21 protein-coding genes are annotated in these 21,359 nt (G+C 45.3%); 9 read left to right on the top strand and 12 right to left on the bottom strand.

Annotated features, from left to right (window positions below; translation table 11 throughout):
- Positions 1–64 precede the first annotated feature (64 nt).
- The 5 genes from HF322_RS01510 to HF322_RS01490 all read left to right on the top strand — a co-directional run bounded on the left by HF322_RS01510 (position 65) and on the right by HF322_RS01490 (position 3,537).
- Positions 65–448 (top strand): Hpt domain-containing protein, encoded by a 384-nt coding sequence (locus tag HF322_RS01510; protein ID WP_169391622.1) that lies wholly within the window; start codon positions 65–67, stop codon positions 446–448.
- Between the two features lie 2 nt (positions 449–450).
- Positions 451–1,257: an RNA methyltransferase gene (locus HF322_RS01505; protein ID WP_169391621.1), complete on the top strand. Its 807-nt coding sequence runs from the start codon at positions 451–453 to the stop codon at positions 1,255–1,257.
- 96 nt (positions 1,258–1,353) lie between these two features.
- Positions 1,354–1,797 carry a YtoQ family protein gene (locus HF322_RS01500; protein WP_169391620.1) on the top strand — a complete coding sequence of 148 codons (444 nt, stop codon included), beginning with the start codon at positions 1,354–1,356 and terminating at the stop codon, positions 1,795–1,797.
- A 212-nt stretch (positions 1,798–2,009) separates the two neighbouring features.
- Positions 2,010–2,918 (top strand): serine O-acetyltransferase, encoded by a 909-nt coding sequence (gene cysE, locus HF322_RS01495; RefSeq protein ID WP_169391619.1) that lies wholly within the window; start codon positions 2,010–2,012, stop codon positions 2,916–2,918.
- Positions 2,919–3,087: 169 nt separating this feature from the next.
- Entirely contained in the window at positions 3,088–3,537 is a 450-nt protein-coding gene (locus tag HF322_RS01490) for a PACE efflux transporter (RefSeq protein WP_169391618.1), read from the top strand.
- Positions 3,538–3,558: 21 nt separating this feature from the next.
- On the opposite strand, the gene HF322_RS01485 is transcribed toward HF322_RS01490, so the two are convergent.
- From HF322_RS01485 to pheA, 6 genes are all read right to left on the bottom strand, one after another.
- The gene (locus tag HF322_RS01485; protein ID WP_169391617.1) at positions 3,559–4,065 is read right to left on the bottom strand and encodes a 2-amino-4-hydroxy-6-hydroxymethyldihydropteridine diphosphokinase; all 507 of its coding nucleotides are present in this window, start codon (positions 4,063–4,065) and stop codon (positions 3,559–3,561) included.
- Positions 4,049–4,516, bottom strand: a complete 468-nt coding sequence (gene folB, locus HF322_RS01480) for a dihydroneopterin aldolase (RefSeq protein ID WP_169391616.1) — start codon at positions 4,514–4,516, stop codon at positions 4,049–4,051. Before folB ends, HF322_RS01485 begins: the two co-directional genes overlap by 17 nt.
- Positions 4,517–4,548: 32 nt before the next feature.
- Entirely contained in the window at positions 4,549–5,499 is a 951-nt protein-coding gene (rarD, locus tag HF322_RS01475) for an EamA family transporter RarD (protein WP_169391615.1), read from the bottom strand.
- Between the two features lie 229 nt (positions 5,500–5,728).
- Positions 5,729–8,071, bottom strand: coding sequence for a bifunctional prephenate dehydrogenase/3-phosphoshikimate 1-carboxyvinyltransferase (locus tag HF322_RS01470; RefSeq protein WP_169391614.1), 2,343 nt, complete (start codon positions 8,069–8,071; stop codon positions 5,729–5,731).
- A gap of 68 nt (positions 8,072–8,139) precedes the next feature.
- A complete protein-coding gene (hisC, locus tag HF322_RS01465) occupies positions 8,140–9,252 on the bottom strand; it encodes a histidinol-phosphate transaminase (RefSeq protein ID WP_169391613.1) in 1,113 nt (370 codons plus the stop codon).
- 88 nt (positions 9,253–9,340) lie between these two features.
- Positions 9,341–10,534, bottom strand: coding sequence for a prephenate dehydratase (pheA, locus tag HF322_RS01460; RefSeq protein ID WP_169391612.1), 1,194 nt, complete (start codon positions 10,532–10,534; stop codon positions 9,341–9,343).
- 309 nt (positions 10,535–10,843) lie between these two features.
- On the opposite strand from pheA, the gene HF322_RS01455 reads away from it, so the two are divergent.
- Positions 10,844–11,785: a transaldolase gene (locus tag HF322_RS01455; RefSeq protein WP_169391611.1), complete on the top strand. Its 942-nt coding sequence runs from the start codon at positions 10,844–10,846 to the stop codon at positions 11,783–11,785.
- A 94-nt stretch (positions 11,786–11,879) separates the two neighbouring features.
- On the opposite strand, the gene HF322_RS01450 is transcribed toward HF322_RS01455, so the two are convergent.
- Positions 11,880–12,446 carry an adenine phosphoribosyltransferase gene (locus tag HF322_RS01450; RefSeq protein WP_169391610.1) on the bottom strand — a complete coding sequence of 189 codons (567 nt, stop codon included), beginning with the start codon at positions 12,444–12,446 and terminating at the stop codon, positions 11,880–11,882.
- 356 nt (positions 12,447–12,802) lie between these two features.
- On the opposite strand from HF322_RS01450, the gene HF322_RS01445 reads away from it, so the two are divergent.
- Entirely contained in the window at positions 12,803–12,967 is a 165-nt protein-coding gene (locus HF322_RS01445) for a rubredoxin (RefSeq protein WP_169391609.1), read from the top strand.
- Positions 12,968–12,980: 13 nt separating this feature from the next.
- A complete protein-coding gene (locus HF322_RS01440) occupies positions 12,981–13,997 on the top strand; it encodes an alpha/beta fold hydrolase (RefSeq protein WP_169391608.1) in 1,017 nt (338 codons plus the stop codon).
- A gap of 68 nt (positions 13,998–14,065) precedes the next feature.
- Here the strand turns inward: HF322_RS01440 and HF322_RS01435 are convergent, their stop codons facing one another.
- On the bottom strand, positions 14,066–15,007 hold the full coding sequence (locus HF322_RS01435) for a WG repeat-containing protein (protein ID WP_223193119.1): 942 nt from the start codon (positions 15,005–15,007) through the stop codon (positions 14,066–14,068).
- Positions 15,008–15,224: 217 nt separating this feature from the next.
- A complete protein-coding gene (locus HF322_RS01430; RefSeq protein ID WP_223193118.1) occupies positions 15,225–16,613 on the bottom strand; it encodes a solute carrier family 23 protein in 1,389 nt (462 codons plus the stop codon).
- Between the two features lie 368 nt (positions 16,614–16,981).
- On the opposite strand from HF322_RS01430, the gene HF322_RS01425 reads away from it, so the two are divergent.
- The gene (locus tag HF322_RS01425; protein ID WP_169391607.1) at positions 16,982–18,415 is read left to right on the top strand and encodes an L-serine ammonia-lyase; all 1,434 of its coding nucleotides are present in this window, start codon (positions 16,982–16,984) and stop codon (positions 18,413–18,415) included.
- 106 nt (positions 18,416–18,521) lie between these two features.
- Here the strand turns inward: HF322_RS01425 and HF322_RS01420 are convergent, their stop codons facing one another.
- The 3 genes from HF322_RS01420 to xthA all read right to left on the bottom strand — a co-directional run bounded on the left by HF322_RS01420 (position 18,522) and on the right by xthA (position 21,286).
- Positions 18,522–18,920, bottom strand: a complete 399-nt coding sequence (locus tag HF322_RS01420; RefSeq protein ID WP_169391606.1) for a DUF4377 domain-containing protein — start codon at positions 18,918–18,920, stop codon at positions 18,522–18,524.
- Between the two features lie 260 nt (positions 18,921–19,180).
- The gene (gene argJ, locus HF322_RS01415) at positions 19,181–20,410 is read right to left on the bottom strand and encodes a bifunctional glutamate N-acetyltransferase/amino-acid acetyltransferase ArgJ (RefSeq protein ID WP_169391605.1); all 1,230 of its coding nucleotides are present in this window, start codon (positions 20,408–20,410) and stop codon (positions 19,181–19,183) included.
- A gap of 54 nt (positions 20,411–20,464) precedes the next feature.
- Positions 20,465–21,286 (bottom strand): exodeoxyribonuclease III, encoded by an 822-nt coding sequence (gene xthA, locus HF322_RS01410; protein WP_169391604.1) that lies wholly within the window; start codon positions 21,284–21,286, stop codon positions 20,465–20,467.
- Between the last annotated feature and the right edge of the window lie 73 nt (positions 21,287–21,359).

Raw genomic sequence — 21,359 nt, 5'->3', positions numbered from 1 at the left:
TTACTGTAAATTACTGGACATTGGCGCTGATATTAGGCGGCGCTATTATTTTGGAACCTCCCTCATGACCCTAGAAAACCGCTTAAATCATCAGGATTTTGACCCAAACATTGTCATCAATGATGAGCAGTTTGAGGATATGCGCGACTTATTAGAAGACGACTTTGCAGATTTGGTTAAAACCTTTTTGACCGACTGCCATCAGCGCTTGTCAGTGCTAAATCAAGCTCAGCAAGACAATGATAATGCGTTGGGGTTTGAGACCGCTCACGCGATGAAAGGCGCCAGCGCCAATCTTGGTGCCGAGCTGTTAATGAGATTGTCCTCTGATTTGCAAGAAGCTTGCCGCAATCAAACCATCAGTGATCAATCGGCGCTACTCACTAAGCTTTCAGAGGCTCTCATTCAAACAGAAACTGCCGTCAATCAGCGCTTGGGATCATTATAATCATGGCACTATCTTTAAATGAGTATTTAGCTGCCATTCAAATCGTCATGGTCAACACTACTTTGCCCGCCAATATCGGCTCAGCGGCGCGCGCCATGCACACGATGGGATTATCCAAGCTCATCGTCGTTGACCCAAAACTGCCGATCGATGACACCAGCGAAGCGTATGCCGCAGGCGGGATTGATATTTTAACGCAAGCTAAAATTTGCCCCACGCTTGATGACGCCATTCAAGATTGCCAACTGGTATTTGCGGCAAGTAGCCGAAGCCGCCATTTGCCGCGACCTGTTGTTAATCCAAGCCAAGCGGCAGCTTTAATTGCCAATTTTATAGACACTCAACCGAGTAAAACCGTACCAAATATTGCCATTTTATTTGGTCGTGAGGATCGCGGCTTGACCAATGACGAGCTTGCTACTGCCGATTATCATATTCAAATCGATGCCAATCCTGATTATCCGGTGCTCAACGTCGCCTCTGCCATTCAAGTCATCGCAAGCTTTGTCTTTACTTATTTGCAAAGCCATGTTACTAATAAGGCTGATAACCCGCAACATGAGTCATCACCTACGATTCAAACCTTGCAGCGCCAGCATTGGGATGAACCGGCAATTTCTCAGTCACAATTGCAACAACTGACCCAAAATATAACCAAGCTTATGGTCACCCGCAAGCTTGCCGATCCTGATCACTTACGCGCCCTGCCCTCACGGCTATCAAGACTAAGCTCACGGCTTCAGCTTGATCAAAAAGAGTATCAGCTGCTCAGCGCCTTAATTGCAAAACTACTTAAAGAATCACCTTAAGCAGTTAAGCGCCATCTCATAGTTTACAATCAATCTTATTTTCAGTTCATCAAAAGCTATCCATCGATAGCGATCATCATTAACAAGGAGCTCATCATGACTTGGAACGTTTATTTATCTGGCGAAATTCACACCGATTGGCGCGAGCGCATCATTCAAGGCGCAAAAGAGCACAATTTACCGATTACTTTTACGTCAGCCGTCACCGATCATGATTCAAGTGATGCGGCAGGTGACGTGTTGGGCAAAGATGACAATTCATTTTGGCGCGATCACAAATCCTCAAAAGTGAACGCCATCCGCACCAAAAATCTTATTCAAAAATGTGACATTGCCATCATTCGCTTTGGTGATAAATACAAGCAGTGGAACGCTGCTTTTGACGCCGGATATTGCGCCGCACTTGGTAAGCCTTACATTACCTTGCACGCTGAAGACATCATTCACCCGCTAAAAGAAGTGGACGCTGCCGCCATGGCTTGGGCACAAACGCCAGAACAAGTGGTCGAACTGCTTAAATACACGGTAAGCGACAGCTGATTATCAAAGCAGCCCAATTTTAGCAACGCTTACAAAAATAACTGCTGTTAAAAAAATTAAGGCAAGTTGGTATGATGAATATTCCAAAATACCTCATATCGACTTGCCCGAGCAGAGGCTTTCGGTCTTTTATTCTTCCTCACTCCTCGCTATACTTGATGACACAAAGCTTATAATTAAAAATTTGCCATCAAAATATGATAGGACGCTTTATGTCACTGCCAACTGCCATTTTCAAATCGCTGCTGTCGATTAAAAAAGATTTAAAAGACGATATCGATGCGGTCTTTAACCGCGACCCTGCCGCAAGAAACAGCCTTGAGGTGCTGCTCACTTACCCCGGCATTCATGCGCTCATCTTGCATAGGAGTGCTCACAGCCTTTGGCATCACGATCATAAATTTGCCGCTCGCGCCATCTCTTACGGCTCGCGGATGATGACCGGCATTGAGATTCACCCTGCCGCCAAAATTGGCAAGCGCTTTTTTATTGACCACGGTATGGGCGTGGTGATTGGCGAAACCGCTGAGATTGGTAATGACGTCACTTTATATCATGGCGTGACTTTAGGCGGCGTGTCTTGGAACAACGGTAAGCGCCACCCTACGCTAGAAGACGGCGTGATCGTTGGCGCTGGTGCCAAAGTTTTAGGACCTTTCACCGTCGGCAAAAATGCCAAGATTGGCTCAAATGCCGTCGTGGTTAAGCCCGTTCCGGCAAACGCCACCATGGTTGGTAGTGCCGCGCGAATGATCTCTGACCATCATGATGAAAAAGGCAATCCAATCGCCCAAAAAGTCAATGACGCCAAACAACAAGAAAAAGCAGCGGCAACGGACTTAAATATCAAAACTTCAGAAAACACCAAAGCGACTGGCAGCAAAGCCAAAGCTACCAACAAATCTGCCCGCGAAACCGCGTTTCAAGCTTACGGTATTGATCCAGAATCACAAGATCCGGTCGCTGAAGCCTTTACCAAAATGCTTGAGCATATCCGCCAATCAGAAACGCGCCTTGACCAATTGCAAGCCGCGATGTGCAAAATTGACCCAAGCTTTTGCAAAAAAGAGTATGATAAGTTAAGCCTTGATGATTTAGATGTCATTGCGCCAAATGATTAACGCTACTGATCCAAAACAGCATCAATTAAGGTTGCCTTGCCAAGAGTTGGTAACACTTTGATAAGCTTTTAGATTTTGCTATACTAACTCGTATTAAAAGGTAGGCTCAAGCCTGCCTTATTTTTTAGCTTAGCTTTTGGTCTTTCCCAGTGACCGCTAGGAGAATCTTTTGATTACCTTAAGTCCGCTCAAACGCCGGATCACTTATGTGACGATTTTTGAGATTTTAGCGATTTTATTGTCCACCCTGATTTTGATGTGGCTGAGCGGCGGCGATGCCAAGCAGTCGCTTCCGGTTGCCGTAATGGTGTCGGTCACCGCGGTCATTTGGAACTTTATTTATAATACGGGGTTTGAAGCGCTTGAGCGGCGGCTAAACATCACCAAGCGCACGGTTATGATTCGCAGCTTGCATGCCATCGTTTTTGAAAGCGGGCTGCTGCTGATTTGTATTCCAATTTATATGCTTTGGTATAAAGTCGGACTTTGGCAAGCGTTTGTGATGGAAGCGGCGCTGCTCTTATTCTTTTTGGTTTATACCTTTGTATTTACTTTGATTTTTGATAAGATTTTTACCTTACCTTATCATTACGAGCAATTGCAATCTTGTTCGTCTTGACCTTGCTTTACGCCATGATTTTTAGACGTTAATGGTGCTCAATTCTGCCAATCCAATAAGCTCATGGGCTTTAAAAGGATAGCGATTGGCTAACATGCACCAAGATTGCTGAGCCTGTTTTTTGATTAACAAGAGATCAATATCCATCGTTACCAAAGCGACCGCGCAGTTATCAGAGCGCTTACGGTTGCAGTTTTTCTCAATTTTTTTCAGCTTTTCTTGAAGCTCAAAAAATGGCAAAGCGGTAGCCAACGCCAAATAAACGCATTGATTGGTATAGTCGGGTTTAGGATGAGTTTTAGTTGAGGTAAAGTCTGGATTTAACAGTAAATTTGAGGAATAAACAGTGCCAAGCTTAGTTAATTTTTGATGGGCAAGATCAAAATAATGCTTGGCATCATGATTGCTGCCAAGCGCCAATATCACCGCCGAAACCTTTTGATGAGCTACCGCTTGCGCTGAGCACTGCGGCAAACTAGACCAATTTTCAATATCGAGCGTTGACATCATATCAAAGTTGGCTGACATGATCTTCAGTATCGTTATCAAAAGTAGCGTTATCAAAAGTATTGTGATCAGAATTAGTTTTTACGTCATCTATCACCGATTTGGTTGGTGGGTAACGGGTAATTTGAACACCAACGGCGTCCGCTTGGCTAATCGCCGTTGGCTTGGCAATGCTTAATATCACTTTTTTACAAGGATAATTTTCAAGCAGTTTATCCGCAACCATTGCTGCTAAATGCTCCAAAAGTTTTGCTTGAATCTCTTGACACCACGCCGTTACGTCATCGCAAACGGCTTTATAGTTGAGCGCATCGGCAACATCATCCGAATGGGCTGCCGCCGAGATGTCCGTTTCAAGGGCAATATCAATGAGCAGCGGCTGAGTGATGGCGCGCTCCCAGTCATAAACGCCGATGACCGCCATCACTTTTAACCCTTTGACAAAGACCACATCCGACTCGGTTTGCAACATGTTATTGACCTTAAAATTATGGTTTTATGAGATTACGAGGTCGCCTCAAGAAGTTTTGCGCGCTTTTTAGGACGATGTTGCCACAAATCGATGCTAAATAACAGCAGTCCAAACCAAATCAAGCCAAAAACGATCAAGCGGTGGCTGTCAAACGGCTCATGATAATAAAAGACCGCCAAAAAGAAAATAAACGTTGGGGTCAAATAATTCATAAAGCTTAAAATACTATAAGCCACAAGCTTGGTTGATGAGTTAAAGAGCAAAAGCGGCACTAAGGTAATGGGTCCTGCCAGCATGAGCAGCCAGATGTTTGAGGTAAACCAAAAGCTTAACTGACTGCTTGCTACCCCTGCCTGCCAAAACCACCAAATACAAATCGGAACGAGCATGGCGGTTTCCACAAACATCGCATCAATAGCAGTTAATGGGGTTTGGCGCTGAATGGTACCATAGGTGCTAAAACTTATCGCCAAAATCAGTGAAATCCAAGGCAAACTGCCCAGCATCACCACTTGAATAATCACCGATACCACAGCAAAGCCAATAGCAACCCACTGCAAAGGTCGCAATCGCTCTTTAAACAGCAGCATGGACAGCGCAACGCCCACCAAAGGTCCAATAAAGTAGCCAAGGCTTGCCTCTAAAATATGGTCATGATTGACTGCCCAAACGTAGGTCAGCCAGTTGGTTGCGATAATCAGCCCTGATATAAAGGTCAGCGCAATCCATCTTGGGTGGCGTTTTAGCACATCAAGCCACTGCCAACGCTTTGCAGCAATCATCACGACAAGCAGACAAACAAACGTCCAAATGATGCGATGACCAATGATTTCGATGGCATCATAATCGGCAAGCTGCTTAAAATATAGGGGGAAGCCGCCCCAAATAAAAAAGGCACCAAGGGCAATTAAAATGCCGCGCTGGGAGGTTTGAATAGCAGGTTTTGGGACAACAGAGATGTTGACATCGTTTTGGGAGGTCATAACGTACAACTTATTCACACAAATAACCAATCGCAAGCGCCATTAATATTGCCGCCTGCAATCACAACTTTACTCATTTTATAACTTTTTTAGCTGCCTTTTAACTAAAAAAGGCAAAAGCAATGCGCTGGCAAATCTTTACCAACCCATTGCTTATTTATCCTTAACCACGATAAGCGCAGTTCGCTATTTCATGCAAGATTACTTTCAAACAATCATTAATACGATGTTAATCGTTGCTTGTTGATTCTACTTGAATGTTCATACCCACTTTGTTTGCCAAATCAGCAAACCCTGGGAAGCTGGTATTGACCGTTTCAACGCCTTCAATGGTAATTGGCTTTGAAGCGCGAAGGCTTGCAACCGCAAAGCTCATGGCAATGCGGTGGTCATGGTGCGATTTGATATGACCACCACCAAAAACGGGCGCTGTATTGTCCACACTGCCACCTAAAAGCTTGCTGGTTTGACCGTGACTGCCTTGACCTTCAATAATTAAGCCATCTTCGGTCACGGTGCAATCAACGCCAAGCGTTTTTAGACCATCTGCCATCACGGCAATTCGGTCAGACTCTTTCACGCGAAGCTCTTTGGCGCCCGTCAAAATGGTTTGACCTTCCGCGCAAGCAGCGGCGATAAACAAAATGGGGAACTCATCAATGGCTAGCGGAACGAGTGACTCAGGGATCTTAATACCAACTAAGTTCGATGAGCGAACGGTAATATCCGCGACTGGCTCTTCGCCGACATAAGTTTTATTGCTGAGTTTGATATCGGCTTGCATCAGCTTTAAGATGTCAATAATTCCGGTTCGGGTTGGGTTAATGCCAACTTGGGTGAGTGTCAGTTCGCTATTTTGGCTAATAGCAGCGGCAACAATAAAAAATGCCGCTGACGAAATATCCGCCGGAACTTCAATGTCACAGCCTTGAAGCTGACCACCGCCGGTGACGCTGATTTGATTGCCATTGGTGGCGACATCGTAGCCAAACGCGGCAAGCATACGCTCGGTGTGGTCGCGGCTGACTTCAGGCTCAGTGATGGTCGTTGTGCCTTCAGCCCAAAGCGCAGCAAGAAGCAGCCCTGATTTGACCTGAGCTGAGGCTACTGGCAATTTATAATCAATGCCATTGAGCGGTTTTCCAGCTTTTTTGCGACCCGTAATGCTCAAAGGCGCAGTGCCGTTTTGACCAGTGCTTTGAATTAACGCGCCCATATCACGAAGTGGCGCGGCAACCCGCTCCATGGGGCGTTTATTTAAGCTAACATCACCTGTTAAAACACTATCAAACGCTTGCGCCGCTAAAATCCCTGAAAGCAGGCGCATACTGGTGCCAGAGTTTCCCATATAAAGTGGCGTTTTACTCGGCTTTAAGCCATTCATTCCCACACCATGAATCACCACGTTGCCCTCATTAGGACCTTCAATACTCACACCCATATCGCGAAAGGCTTGTAAGGTGGCAAGCGCATCTTCACCTTCTAAAAAGCCGCTAACCCGCGTCGTCCCATTGGCAAGGCTCCCGAGCATAATGCTGCGATGTGAGATAGATTTGTCCCCAGGAATACTGATGGTTCCAGAAACGCTATTGGCGGGTGTGATATGATAAGATGCTGACATGAAAGAGGTATCCGTATAAGGCGTGCTGGTCAACATATGACCAAAATGTCTCCGAGCGGCTTGCGCGCGGCCCAAAAGTCCCATTAGGGCGGTTGAATCGTCATTAATAATCAGTTGTCGCAGCGTGGCTAAATAGTCGCTATATTCGTCAAGGGCACTGACCAGCGCCTGTTTGTTGGCAAAAAAGATATCATGCCACATTTTAGGGTCACTGGCAGCAATTCGAGAAAAGTCGCGAAACCCGCCTGCCGCATAACGAAACATATCTAAGTTGTCGTTGTGGCTTGCCAATTGTTCAACCAAATTGAACGCAAGTAAGTGCGGCAAGTGACTGGTATGCGCCAAAATCGTATCGTGATGGGACGCATCCATCATCATTACCGTTGCCCCAACGGCTTCCCAAAGCCCAGCAAGCTTTTGAATAAGCGTTGGGCGAGAGGTTGGTAAATCGCAAACTATCACGCTATGATTTACAAATAATGTCGCGCATCTGGCATGGTAGCCTGAATTTTCCGCGCCAGCAATTGGATGCGCCGGAACCAATCCGGATGGCAGTGTCCCAAATACGGCTTTTGCTGCCTCAACCACATTGACTTTGGTGCTGCAAACATCGCTGATAATACAGTTTTGGCTTAAAACACCTTGATCTATCGCTTGTTTAATATCGGCAAAAACGGCACCGACGGTCTGAACTGGCGTTGCAATCACGATTAAATCGCAATCGGCAGCGACACTCATTAAATCCTCACTACCCGCCTGTAAAAGTCCATGAGCGATGGCATCATCAAGACTTTGCTGGTGCTTATCCACCGCCACGATTGCTTGGCTTAAACCGCGATCTTTAATCGCTTGGGCAAGGCTTGCACCAATTAAGCCAAGTCCAATAATGCAAACCTTTTGAAATAAAGGCTTTGGTGACTTGGTTTGGGAAGTAACAGCGGTTTCGATCATCGGTAAAATCTGTAATCTGGTTTTATTTATTAAATTGGGTTAAATCACTTTGATTAACTAATTCTTTTTTAAACTGAATCATTATTTAAAATTGAGCTTAGCGTATCAATCAAGCGCAAATTGTCCTCAGGCGTGCCAATGGTCACGCGAAGCCAATTATTAAAACCATAGTGGCAAAGGTGACGAACAATCACGCCTTGCTCAAGCAGCGCTTGGTAAACGTTAGCGCCATCAGCCACCTCAACCATCATAAAGTTGGCGGCAGATTTAACAAAGCCCAGCCCAAGCGCATCAAATTGCGACTCAAGCGCGCGCTGCTGCTCTAAGTTATTTTTTCGCGATTCACTAATAAAAGCTTGATCGCTCAATGCTGCTGTTGCCGCTGCAAGCCCAATTCGGCTAACATTAAAGGGTTGGCGGACGCGGTTTAAAATAGCCGCAATTTTTGAGTGACTGATCGCAAAGCCAACTCGAAGCCCTGCAAGACCATAAGCTTTTGAAAAAGTGCGCACGATGATCACATTTTCAAAGTCATGAAGTAGCGCTTGATTGTCACTTTCGGGGCAATATTCCAAATAGGCTTCATCAATCACCACTAAAACAGAAGCTGGAATACTGGCAACAAAATCGCGGATCGCTTCTTTTGATAACAGCGTTCCCGTTGGGTTATTCGGATTGGCGATAAGCACCATTTTGGTTTTTGGATTTTCTAAAACAGCTTGCTTCATAGCCGCTAAATCATGACCAAAATGCTGAGCCGGAACTTCAATTTTTTGCGCGCCTTGGATATCAGCAAGCATGGGATAAATCAAAAAGGCAAATTGGCTAAACACAATGGCATCATTATGACTGACAAAGCTTTTTGCAATCAATCCTAGCACATCCGTTGCGCCATTTCCCAAAGTGATTTGATCGGGATTTAGCTCATAAAAATCCGCCAGCTTTTGCTTTAACGTTAAGCCATTACCATCAGGGTAACGCGAAAGCTTGTCCAGCTCTTGAGTGATGGCAAGGGTCACCAAAGGCGAGCTGCCGTACGGATTTTCATTGCTATCAAGCTTAATGACGTCCGTAAGCCCCAACTCACGAGTCAGCTCTAATACCGGCTTTCCCGATTGATAAGGCGCGATCGTCGCAATGCTTGGATAAGCCGCCTGTAAATTGGCATCTTTTTTTGGCATGACGGCTCCTTATTAAATGGGCAATTGGGACAAAAAAAAGGCAACGGTTGGTTAAAGCTAATGGTCAGTCAAAAGCTAGGAATAAAACCTAAAGCACTGCTTTTGGGTAAGAGCCTAAAACGCGAACTTCTTTGACCAGTGGTCTAATATCTGCAATGGCGGCGCTGACATTAGGATCATCAATATGACCTTCCATATCGATGAAAAACACGTAAGCCCACTTATTTGGGCGCTCAGGGCGCGTCTCAATACTGGTCATTGACACGCCATGATGCGATAGCGGCTTTAAAATCTCAATAAGCGCGCCGGCTTTATCATGAGCGGCAACCACAATCGAAGTTTTATCTTGACCTGATGGCGCAACGGCTTCATGACCAACAATCAAAAAGCGCGTGGTGTTGCTTGGGTTGTCCTCAATGTTGCTATAAAGCTTATGAAGACCATATTCAGCTGCTGCAACATCGCCTGCAATCGCTGCCGAATGCCACTCATTTTTAAGACGGCGAGCAGCTTCACCGTTACTAGAGACGGCAACACGCTCAATATTAGGAAAATTAACATCCAGCCAATGGCGACACTGAGCAAGCGACTGCTGATGCGAATAAATCCGGCTTAAGCCATCAATTTTGGTATGTTCAGCGACCAAAAAGTTTTGGTGAATGGGCAATTCAACTTCACCAATAATCTTAAGATTTGAGGATAAAAAGCCATCAAGCGTATGATTGACCACGCCTTCAGAGGAGTTTTCAACGGGAACAACACCATACATTGCCGTTCCTGCTTCCACTTCACGAAAAACATCAGTAATGGTGGTTAAAGGAATGGTGTCAGCAGCTTTACCAAAATGCTTTAAGGCGGCAGCATGGGTAAATGTACCAATAGGACCTAAAAAAGCAATGCGCTGCGGCGCTTCTAAATCAAGGCAAACCGACATGATTTCACGAAACAATCGCGCCATTTTTTCATCAGCAATGGGACCGGTATTTCTTGCCATGACCGCTTTTAACACTTGCGCTTCACGCTCAGGACGGTAAAAAATGGGGTCTTTGCTTTTGTTATCTTTATTAGCTTTTGGGTCACGAGCAACGTCATCTTTTTTGACAATGGCGACTTGCTGCGCCAATTTGGCACGATTATTGATCAGCGCTTGAATTTCGCAATCAACCGCATCAATTTTTTGGCGCAATCGGGTTAAAAACTCTTGATCCGTTGAGGTTGGGCTGGCAGCAAGTTGGTCTTGGTGCAATGGTTCTTGTTGTGGCGCTGCTGGCTGCTCGCTCATTTCCGATGATCCTTATTGGCGTTATTGACTTTATTTTCGGTGGTTTTTTCAATGCTATTGTTTGGTTCAAAACCGATTATCACCCTACTATAGCAAAATCTAAACATTGTGCCCATACCATTACAAGCAATTATTTCAAAGTGCCATTAAACCAAGCCCTAACCCTTGACCCAAGCTGTACCATCTGTGCTAAAGTGACAGTGATGAGATATTTACTAAGCTCACTGTTTAAATGATCTTTTTTAATGAGCTTTGGACTTAATTTTTAGCAGTTAATTTTTTAGCAATTAATAACAATAAGGAATATTAATGAGCGCCCTTCAGCAGCTAAGTACCATGACCACCATTGTCGCCGATACCGGTGATTTGAGCGCCATTGCCCGTCTCAAACCTATTGATGCGACCACTAACCCAAGCCTCATCACCAAAGCGCTGATCCATCCGGACAATCAAGCCATGCTGGCTGACACCATGAATCGCCATCAAGGTGATGTTGATGCGGTGATTGATGCGCTCACCGTTCAGATTGGCTGCGATATTTTGGCGCTGATTGACGGTCGCGTGTCCACCGAAGTCGATGCCAGATTGTCTTACGATACCCAAGCAACGATTGATAAAGCGCTTAAGTTTATGGAAGCTTATCAACGTGCGGGCGTCGATCCTGAGCGTATTTTGATCAAAATCGCCGCAACGTGGCAAGGGATTGAGGCGGCGCGCTATCTTGAATCGCAAGGGATTCATTGCAATTTAACGCTGCTTTTTGGTCAGCATCAAGCCATTGCTTGCGCGGATGCCGGCGTCACGCTGATTTCTCCTTTTGTCGGTCGGATTTTAGATTGGCAAAAGCGCGAGCAAAACCGCCAAGACGTTCCTGTCATTGATGATATGGGTGTGCAATCGGTCAAGCTTATTTACCAATATTACAAGCAGCATGGCTACAAAACTCAGGTCATGGGCGCAAGCTTTCGCTCCGTTGAGCAAATTTTAGCGCTTGCCGGCTGTGATTTGTTAACCATTTCTCCCGAGCTAATCGATGAGCTTGCCCGCCTTGACACCAAAGTCACCCGCCAATTATCAGCAGATATGGTCAGCACCAACGCCATTGGTCAGCGATTAAGCTTATCGGAAGCTGCCTTTAATCAAGCTTATCAAGAAGATAAAGTCACCCAAGCGCTATTACCAAAAGGGATCGATGGCTTTATTAGTGCTCGTGAAGAACTTGCACAAACGCTTGCTGCGATTCGTAATTGATATTATTAAGCGCAACTTTTATAACCATAAAAAAGCGCTTTGAAATCCTATCAACAGGTTTCAAAGCGCTTTTTTTGATTAACTTTTTAACCACTTATCGTTGTAATACCGTATAAACTGGCACGGGAAATTTACCGTGAAGGTCAATTAAATCAAGCAGTACTAAGGCGCCGACCACATCGTGACCTGCCGACTTACAAAGCTCATAAGCGGTCATTAGCGTGCCACCGGTTGCCAAAATATCATCCACCAAAAGCACGCGCTCAGGCGGCAGATTATTTTGCATCTCAAGCGTATCTTTGCCGTACTCGAGCGCATAAGCTTTATTGGCAACGGGCGGCGGCAGCTTTCCCGGTTTTCTAAGTAAAATCATGCCTTTACCTAACCGCCCTGCAAGTAAGCTTGCAAAAACAAAGCCGCGAGCTTCAACGGCGCCTAAGCAATCCACCTCATCCATTACGCCTTTTGGCAAAGCCGCTAATAACGCATCAATTACCGCCTCAATATGGCTTCGAAGCAGCGGCGTGATGTCGTAAAAATCAATCCCAGACTTTGGAAAATTGGGAACGGTTCGGATAACCTGCCAAAAAGGATGCTCAGAATTTGCCCGCGTGGTCGCGGTGAAATCGTCAGTAATATCAGTAACGTCTGTTGCGCTCATAATTGCCCTTGGTTGTTAGTGTTGACTTATAATTCATAACTATCATCACCTATATTTAGCGAAAAACGTTTATCAAAGCGGCTTGATAAAGTTTAATAATCACTTAACATTTTAGCATATTGATGGCGCTTACCATGAATTGAGGCGTCATTTTAAAATAAGTATGTTAAAAGTACGTCCTTTTTCTATTTACTTTGAGACAAAAAGTCTTATTTTTATAAAAAAATAAGCTTTCATCTTGATTAATGACGGTTCATCTCAATTTACAAGTGTAAACTTAACTCGCAAAAGCTAGGTTCTATGCTAAACTACGAGCGCTTTTAGATATCCGTGATGGTGTAAAATAGGATTTAAGTATGAAACGATTTGAATGTATTGTTTGCGGCTGGATTTATGATGAGGCGCTTGGTTGCCCTGAAGAAGGCATTGCGCCAGGAACGCGCTGGGAAGATATCCCAGATGACTGGACCTGCCCTGAATGCGGCGTTGGCAAGCTTGATTTTGAGATGGTTGAGATCTGATTAGGAGATCTTTATGACCACGATTGCCCATGACGACAAAAGCTTGCCGCAAGAAGATCACTTTCCGGCGCCTGAGTGGCAAAAATTTGGGGCGCATGATTGGCGCGCTTCAGATTTAAGCGAGCATCTGTTTCAAACGATGATTGATATCGGCGATGGCATTGAGCTTTGCGTTGAGGCGGGCGGCAACCCTGATCATCCGCCGCTGCTACTTGTCATGGGGCTTGGGTCACAGATGGTTTTTTGGCCGGATGATTTTATCAAGCGGCTGATTGACGCAGGCTTCTTTGTGATTCGCTTTGACAATCGCGACGTTGGGCTGTCCTCAAAGGTTCAAATTGAAGGCTTACCGCAAGTTAGTCAATTTAAAATGATGCTTCGTGTTCAAACAGGATTGTCTAACAAATCAAAGCAAGTGGCTTACAATCTGACCGACATGGCAGAGGATACGGTTCGGCTGATCAAAGCGCTTCATCTTGGTCAAACGCATCTGCTTGGTGCGTCCATGGGCGGAATGATCGCGCAGATCGTCGCGGCGCGTTACCCAAGCTTGGTGAATAAAATGGCGCTGCTGTTTACCACCACCAACCGCGCGTTTTTAAGACCACCCAAAGCGCGCCAGCTCTATACGCTTATCAACCGCCCTGAAAGTCATTCAGAGCGCGACATCATTCGCCATAGCGTCTGGTTTATGAAAGTGGTTGGAACGCCCGGTCACGTAAACGTCCGAACCGTCCGCGAGATTGCCAAACTGCGGTATCAGCGCAGCTTTCATCCGCTTGGCGCCGTTCAGCAGTTAAACGCCATTTTGTCATCAGGGTCAATCAGCCGCTTTAGCAAACAAGTTAAAGCGCCAACGATTGTGATCCATGGTAGCAAAGATGGCTTGATTCCGGCATCGCAAGGTCGCGTGGTTGCCAAAACCATTCCCAATGCCAAATTTCATCTGATTGACGGCATGGCGCATGACATTCCGGCGTATTATCAGCCCTATTTGACCGATTTAATTCGCCATCATTTATTGGACTAATCAATTCAATCAATAAAAAAGCCATGACTCAATATCATGGCTTTTTATTGATAAACGTTTAGCAGTTTTTAAAAATCACAAGCAACCGTGGCAAACTTTTTATCAATGCACTGCTTTTGACCATTCACCGTTGCCACCCAAGCTTTACCTTGGTTAAAAACAAATGAGGGCGCGCCAAAATAACTGTCCGATAAATTGGCAACGGCTTCTGTATTTTTAAACGAAAATGGCACAACCAAATCACCGCCTAAGTTTAAAAATCCCCACTCGTTATCAATACGAACCCCAGCAATACCTTCAGAAAAGGGTCGCACCTCATCAAATGAATAAGTGATCATAATCACACCCTCATCATCGACAAAGCCCCAACGACCATCTTGCTGATGCGCTTGCAAGGTGGTAAATGGCGGCTTGGTTGGCGCGGCAGGTTTTTGACTCAGCGCTGGTTTATCTGATGCAGGCTTAGCGATTGCCGCGACATCTTGCGATGCTGTTTCGCGCGGTTTGGTTGGATCCGCCGTTGGGTTACCTTTACTATTGATCCAGCTGATCGATTTGCCTTTAACAACTCTAGCATGACCATTGTTAAAATTATCAATGTTGCTGATCGCAGCTGAAAATGGCAAAACCGTTTGATTACTAGCATTAATGACGCCAAATTGACCGCCTCTTTTGACCACGATCTTGCCGTCCGATGCCGCTCGCGCAAAGCTGCCGCTTTCATTTATTGGATCATACATCGGCGGGATGACCTCGCGACCTTGCAAATTGACATAGCCCACCCGATTGCCACGCAAAATAGGCAAAAGTCCTTCAGAAAGACGCTTGCCATCCGCGCGCTGATAACCATTTAAATCAACCGCGATTTTGCCGCGATTGTCGATGAGCGCCACTGGCGCGCCATAATCTTTGGTGGCTAAAAAATAGCCGGCGTTTGCAGTACAGCTGACATGCTTAAAGTAGCTTTTAGGAAGCTTACAACTGGCGGCTTGCGAGATTTGGGGCACCATTAAAGGCATCCCAAGCACTGCCATTATTATAAAGCGCGATAAAAAGGTTGAACGAGTAATGGCTGTCGCCTCCAAAATTAGGTTAGCAATCAAGGCGTTAGCTTAGCAAATTCACCTTTTATTGCCAACTTAATTCAAGCTTTTATTGTGACGCAAAGCTGTCTTTTAAAATCAATTTTGTTGCTGCTGCTTTATTATAAACTGGTTAGAAACTGGCTTATTCCACGCTTTTTTGGCGATTAAACAGCGCATTGAGCACAATTGCCGTTAGGGTGGCTGTGCCAATACCACCCAAATCAAAGCCGCCTAAATGCAAGCTAAAATTGCCCGTTCCCATAATGACGGTGACCGCAGCAATGATTAAATTGCTATTTTTGCTAAAATCGATATGGCTATCGATCCAGATTTTCGCGCCAGCAATAGCAATCAGACCAAATACCACAATCGACGCGCCGCCCAAAAGCGCTGGCGGAATAGTTTGGATAATCGCGCCAAATTTGGGCGATAAACCAAGTAAAATCGCCACCAGTCCTGCCACAACAAAAATCGTCGTGCTATAGACTTTGGTTACTGCCATCACGCCGATATTTTCCGCGTAAGTAGTCACCCCTGTTCCGCCAAGTCCTGCTGAAAATGTGGTTGCCAAACCATCAGCAAAAAAGGCGCGACCCATATACGGCGTCACTTTAGTTTTTGTCATGCCCTCAACCGCTTTAAAATGACCTAAGTTTTCGGCAATCAAAATAAACGCTACTGGAGCAATCAGCACAATGGCACTCATGTTAAAGCTTGGGCTATGAAAGGTTGGCAGCCCAAACCAAGCGGCATTACTTACGCCACTAAAATCAATCGGCGCGCCAAGTCCAAGCACGTTGGTCATCACAAAATAAACGATATAGGATAGAATCAAGCCCACAAGCAGCAGCAGTCGGCGCAGCATCCCACGCGTAAATACCGCCACGCTACTAATAAGTAGGACGGTCAGCACCGCCATCCAAGCATCAAATTGATTTGCCGACACCCCTTGAATGGTCACAGGAGCAAGATTTAACCCGATAATCATCACGATCGCACCGGTCACAATCGGCGGCATTAAGCGCTCAATCCAGCCCGTTCCCGTTTTCATGACCAGCAGCCCAATAGCCGCGTAAATCATCCCGCAAACCATGATTCCGCCAAGCGCGACGTTTAAATTGGCATTAAATCCCGAGCCCGCATAAGCCGTTGCCCCAATCACAGGACCAATAAAGGCAAAGCTTGATCCCAAATAGCTTGGCATCCGACCGCCGGTAATCATAAAAAACATCACCGTGCAAAACCCTGACATCAAAATCGCAAGATTAGGGTCAAATCCCATCAACAGTGGCGCAAGAACCGTTGAGCCAAACATGGCAAAAGTATGCTGAAAGCCAAGCAGAACGCTTTTACTGGGCGGCAAATACTCATTGATCCCGACCGGATTTTTATCCAAATCGCCAGAAAAAGACCGCCAAGTCGGAAACCAGCGGCCATTGTCAAAATCAGGAGTGCTGCTTGTCAAAGCTTGAGGGACAGCATGTTCGGTGGAAGTGGGCTCAAGAGGTGATGAGGAGTGAGAGGCAGTCATAATGAGATCCTATGAAAGTGAAGTCATCAGCGTTTGATCACATCTCATATCGCGCATTTTTACAGGATGTTACACAGTCGCCAACGCAGTGCATCATAACGGAAATTAAAGCCAAACTAAAGCAATTATTACTCCGCAAGATTGACCATTAAATTCAAATTTAAGCTTAAACTTGAATTTTTTGCTGTAGCGCATTTTCAGCATAGGTTTATTTTGCCGCATCGTTTATACTGATTTATGATTACTAAAAGTTTACCTTTGATAAACTTGTGCTTTATTACCACCTTTATAACTAAGCATTTATACTCGCTCACTTCAGCGCTATAATAGCGCTATGACATTGATTTTTCACTATTTTGGAATAAAAAATGATTAGCGTTTTTGATTTATTTAAAATTGGTATTGGACCTTCAAGTTCGCATACCGTAGGACCTATGGTTGCCGCAAATTTATTTTTGAGCGCGCTTGAGGATGATGGCAAATTGCAAGACGTGAAACGCATCGAGATTGAGCTTTTTGGCTCATTGGCAGCAACTGGAAAAGGTCACGCGACCGACACCGCCATCTTGCTTGGGCTGTTAGGTCATAAGCCTGCCACCATTGATACGCAGCTGACCGAGCCGTATTTGGCGCCGATTTTTTCAGAAAATCAGCTTAACTTGGCAGGCAAGCATCCCATTGATTTTGATGTTGAAGGTGATATCCATTGGTATGGCGATACCGTGATGCCTTATCACCCAAACGCGATGACGTTACATGCGATTTTTAGTGATGGCTCAAGCGATCAGCAAACCTATTATTCTGTGGGCGGCGGCTTTGTGATCAATGAACAAGATGCAACCACCCCTGATGAAGACCATGCTGCGCCGACGTTTGCTTCAATTCCCTACCCTTTTAATACCGGCGCAGAACTGCTTGAGCAATGCCAAAAGCATCAGCTCACTATCAGTGAATTGGTACTGGCAAACGAGTGCCATTACCGAGAGGAACAAGACGTTCTTGAGTATTTGGACGCAATTTGGCAAGCCATGCAAGATTGCGTGAGTCGCGGCTGTGAAAACAATGGCATTTTGCCCGGTGGTCTTGAAGTCAAACGCCGCGCTCAAGCGCTTTATTTGCAGCTTTGCGCCGAAAAAGAACAAAACTTAAACCAAAACGATAAGCTTGCAGCAATGGATTGGGTCGATTTATACGCCCTTGCGGTCAATGAAGAAAACGCCAACGGCGGCAATGTGGTCACCGCCCCAACCAATGGCGCCGCGGGAATCATTCCGGCAGTCATGCACTATTATCGCGATTTTTTGCCCGCCTATAATATTGAGGGCACTCGCAAGTTTTTGTTAAATGCCACCGCAATTGGCAGCTTGATTAAACAAAATGCGTCTATTTCTGGTGCTGAGGTTGGCTGTCAAGGTGAAGTTGGCTCAGCTTGCGCGATGGCGGCCTCGGCACTGGCGGAAGTTATGAATGGTGACGCGGCAAAATGCTTAAACGCCGCTGAAATTGGCATCGAGCACAATTTAGGATTGACCTGTGATCCTGTTGGCGGCTTGGTTCAAGTCCCTTGTATTGAGCGCAACGCGATGGGCGCAGTCAAAGCCATCAATGCCGCAAGGCTTGCCTGCCGTGGCAACGGTCAGCACTTTGTTTCACTCGATAAAGTGATTGAAACGATGAAAAAAACGGGCGAGGACATGCATGATAAATATAAAGAAACCTCGCGCGGCGGCTTGGCTGTTTTTGCGGACAATCGTATTTTAACCGCAACCCAAGGCGTTTCGGTCAATTATAGTCAATGCTAATCGTTTTTTATTATTTCAATAATTTTATTTTTCCAATTAGCGGTATATCCTGATATAAAAAAAGACCTTCAAAATTAAAGGTCTTTTTTTATTTAAAATCTATTGTTTATTCAGCAGTTTTTGAAAGCACTTTATTTAATAACCAAACTGGTTTTACTACGCCTGACACTGGATCGGCAACGGCTTCTTGACGAACATCTAGAACATAACGATAATTTGGCTCATAAGTAAAGCCTTGAATGTCCCCATTTAACGTGTTGTAGTTTTTCTGATAAGTTTGGCGGTATTGTAAGCATTGAGATTCAATGGTACTGCCATTTTTATCGGTAAACTCACAAACGGCTTTGCGAGGGGCAATCTCAACTTTAAAGCTTGGGATATTGACCACTTTAACGCTGACTGGTTTGCCATCAACCACCATCGCGCGTTCATCATTAAGATTCATGGTCGAGCAACCTGCTAAGGTAAAGGTAGTTAATAAGGCAGCAATTGCTAATTTTTTCATTGTGTTGTCCTCAGATTATTATAATTACTTGTTTTAATGATCAGCTTTTTTAAAACTTAAGCCTTGATTTATCGTTATCGTATTTTTATTAAAGATAAATTTTATGGATAGTGATAAATTTTTTGCCGCAGCGTTTTATTACTTTGCGATAATTAGTATAAGTCGGAAAAAACGATTGGCTCTATAACTGCTTTGTAAAGTAACGTCAGCAATTGCAACAAAAGTCCCAATCGTTTTTTAAAGTCTAAAAACAGTGAGCTTTAGCTTCGATAATCGGCGTTGATTTTGATGTAATCGTAAGACAGATCACAAGAATAAACCGTATCGCTAGCTTCCCCGCGACCTAAATCAATATGAATGGTGATCTCAGGGCGGCTCATTACCGTGTTGCCTTGGCTCTCAGAATAATCCGGCGCTAAGCCCCCATTTTGGCAAATCATCACTTCATCTAAGCTGACATTGACGTTCTCAGTGTCTAAATCCTCAATCCCCGCGTAGCCAACTGCCGCTAAAATACGACCCCAATTGGCATCACTTGCAAAAAATGCCGTTTTAACCAGTGGAGATTGGGCAACTGAATACGCCACATCGCAGCATTCTTTTGAGGTGTTGCCGCCGGTGACTTTGACCGTAATAAATTTGGTTGCGCCTTCGCCATCACGGACAATCAATTGCGCTAAGCGTAAAAATACCGATTGTAACGCAGCAAAAAGCGCCTCATAATGAGGATGGTTTTCGCTGTCAATCGTTCCTAAATCGGTCTTTGCCGCTTTGGTGGCGATCAAAACGCAGCAATCATTGGTCGAGGTATCGCCATCAACGGTGATTCGGTTAAACGTTTTCTCGTTGATTTTAGCCAGCATAGATTGCAAAATTTCAGGAGCAATATCCGCATCGGTCGCCACAAAGCCAAGCATCGTTGCCATATTGGGGCGAATCATTCCTGAACCTTTAGAAATGCCCGAGATATGATAGCTAGTACCGTCAATACTAAGCTTTTGACTGGCAACTTTAGGGACAGTATCGGTAGTTCGGATGCCATTTGCGGCGGCAAGCCAGCCATCTGCGGTTAAATTGGTGAGCGCTTGATCTAAACTGTTGACAATCGCCTCGCTATTGAGCGGCTCACCAATCACCCCTGTTGAAAACGGCAAAACGGCAGTGCTTTCCACCCCTGCTTTTTGGGCTAAGCTTTGACAAACCGCTTCGGCGCGAGCGCGACCATCGGCGCCCGTTCCGGCATTGGCATTGCCCGTATTAATGACCAAATAGCGCGGCGCAGCTTGCTTGATGTGCTCGCGCAAAATACGAACGGGGGCGGCGCAAAATGCATTTTTGGTCGTCACTGCCGCAGTTGAGCTGCCCTCGGCAATTTCGATGACAACCAAGTCATCGCGATTTTGATAGCGAACGCCTGCCGCGGTGGTGCTTAATTGAACGCCATCAATGGCAAAAATGGTTTTGGGGGTTGAGATGTCGCCGACTGCCATAATTTTTCCTTAAAGGTAATAAAATAATAAAAACCAAAATTAGTGATTCAACCGCTACTTACTAAAATCAAAAGCTGACCAAATAGGCGCATGATCAGAGGGCTTTTCCATAGCGCGAAGTGGGTAGCTGATGCCCGCCCCCACACATTTATCGCTCAAATCTTGGCTGCATAAAATATGGTCAATTCGCAAGCCGCGTTTTGGCTCATCATTAAAACCCCGACTGCGATAATCAAACCAACTAAAATACTCCTGACTGCTTGGGTAATGCAACCGATACGTGTCCTCAAGCTGTCTTGACATCAAATTTGCATACCAATCGCGCTCTTCGGGCAAAAACGAGCACTTGTTATTTTTAAGCCAGCGCTTGGCGTTGTCCTCGCCAATGCCAACATCAATATCTTCAGGAGCCACATTCATATCGCCCATCACCACAAGTGAGCGCCCCTCGGCTTTAAGCTCGTCAATATAACGCATCAAATCAGCATAATAAGCGCGCTTCATCGGAAATTTAATCGGATGCTCTAAGCTCTCGCCTTGCGGAAAATAGCCGTTTAAGACGTCAATTTCTTGACCTTGAAGCTCGTAGCGGGCGTGAATAAAGCGCTTTTGGGCATCTTCTTCTTCCCAAGGAAAGCCTTTTTGAACAAAAATTGGCGCCGTTTTTGACAATAGCGCCACCCCATAATGCGCTTTTTGACCAAAATATTCCACATGATAGCCAAGACTTTCAACGGCGCTTAGCGGAAACTGCTCATCATGAACCTTGGTTTCTTGAAGCCCCATCACATCGGGGTCAATGATATCGCGAACCGCCTCAAGCTGATGCTGGCGCGCGCGAATACCGTTAATATTAAAGCTGACAAATTGGGTCATGAGATATCCTATGTTTTCTTACTTTTTGTAATTGCTTAACGTTTGCGCGATGAATTCAGCGCATTAATGTGGG

Source organism: Psychrobacter sp. MF31 (genome assembly GCF_012847335.1).
Taxonomy (GTDB): Bacteria; Pseudomonadota; Gammaproteobacteria; order Pseudomonadales; family Moraxellaceae; genus Psychrobacter.
The sequence above is the reverse complement of the archived record's forward strand: the minus strand, read 5'-3'. Positions and strand labels throughout refer to the sequence as shown.

What these genes read in the sequence shown, in the direction of transcription:
- HF322_RS01510 (WP_169391622.1), top strand. Translation starts at nt 65, where the DNA reads ATGACCCTAGAAAACCGCTTAAATCATCAGGATTTTGACCCAAACATT.
- HF322_RS01505 (WP_169391621.1), top strand. Translation starts at nt 451, where the DNA reads ATGGCACTATCTTTAAATGAGTATTTAGCTGCCATTCAAATCGTCATG.
- HF322_RS01500 (WP_169391620.1), top strand. Translation starts at nt 1,354, where the DNA reads ATGACTTGGAACGTTTATTTATCTGGCGAAATTCACACCGATTGGCGC.
- cysE (WP_169391619.1), top strand. Translation starts at nt 2,010, where the DNA reads ATGTCACTGCCAACTGCCATTTTCAAATCGCTGCTGTCGATTAAAAAA.
- HF322_RS01485 (WP_169391617.1), bottom strand. Translation starts at nt 4,065, where the DNA reads ATGTCAGCCAACTTTGATATGATGTCAACGCTCGATATTGAAAATTGG.
- folB (WP_169391616.1), bottom strand. Translation starts at nt 4,516, where the DNA reads ATGTTGCAAACCGAGTCGGATGTGGTCTTTGTCAAAGGGTTAAAAGTG.
- rarD (WP_169391615.1), bottom strand. Translation starts at nt 5,499, where the DNA reads ATGACCTCCCAAAACGATGTCAACATCTCTGTTGTCCCAAAACCTGCT.
- HF322_RS01470 (WP_169391614.1), bottom strand. Translation starts at nt 8,071, where the DNA reads ATGATCGAAACCGCTGTTACTTCCCAAACCAAGTCACCAAAGCCTTTA.
- hisC (WP_169391613.1), bottom strand. Translation starts at nt 9,252, where the DNA reads ATGCCAAAAAAAGATGCCAATTTACAGGCGGCTTATCCAAGCATTGCG.
- pheA (WP_169391612.1), bottom strand. Translation starts at nt 10,534, where the DNA reads ATGAGCGAGCAGCCAGCAGCGCCACAACAAGAACCATTGCACCAAGAC.
- HF322_RS01455 (WP_169391611.1), top strand. Translation starts at nt 10,844, where the DNA reads ATGAGCGCCCTTCAGCAGCTAAGTACCATGACCACCATTGTCGCCGAT.
- HF322_RS01450 (WP_169391610.1), bottom strand. Translation starts at nt 12,446, where the DNA reads ATGAGCGCAACAGACGTTACTGATATTACTGACGATTTCACCGCGACC.
- HF322_RS01445 (WP_169391609.1), top strand. Translation starts at nt 12,803, where the DNA reads ATGAAACGATTTGAATGTATTGTTTGCGGCTGGATTTATGATGAGGCG.
- HF322_RS01440 (WP_169391608.1), top strand. Translation starts at nt 12,981, where the DNA reads ATGACCACGATTGCCCATGACGACAAAAGCTTGCCGCAAGAAGATCAC.
- HF322_RS01435 (WP_223193119.1), bottom strand. Translation starts at nt 15,007, where the DNA reads ATGGTGCCCCAAATCTCGCAAGCCGCCAGTTGTAAGCTTCCTAAAAGC.
- HF322_RS01430 (WP_223193118.1), bottom strand. Translation starts at nt 16,613, where the DNA reads ATGACTGCCTCTCACTCCTCATCACCTCTTGAGCCCACTTCCACCGAA.
- HF322_RS01425 (WP_169391607.1), top strand. Translation starts at nt 16,982, where the DNA reads ATGATTAGCGTTTTTGATTTATTTAAAATTGGTATTGGACCTTCAAGT.
- HF322_RS01420 (WP_169391606.1), bottom strand. Translation starts at nt 18,920, where the DNA reads ATGAAAAAATTAGCAATTGCTGCCTTATTAACTACCTTTACCTTAGCA.
- argJ (WP_169391605.1), bottom strand. Translation starts at nt 20,410, where the DNA reads ATGGCAGTCGGCGACATCTCAACCCCCAAAACCATTTTTGCCATTGAT.
- xthA (WP_169391604.1), bottom strand. Translation starts at nt 21,286, where the DNA reads ATGACCCAATTTGTCAGCTTTAATATTAACGGTATTCGCGCGCGCCAG.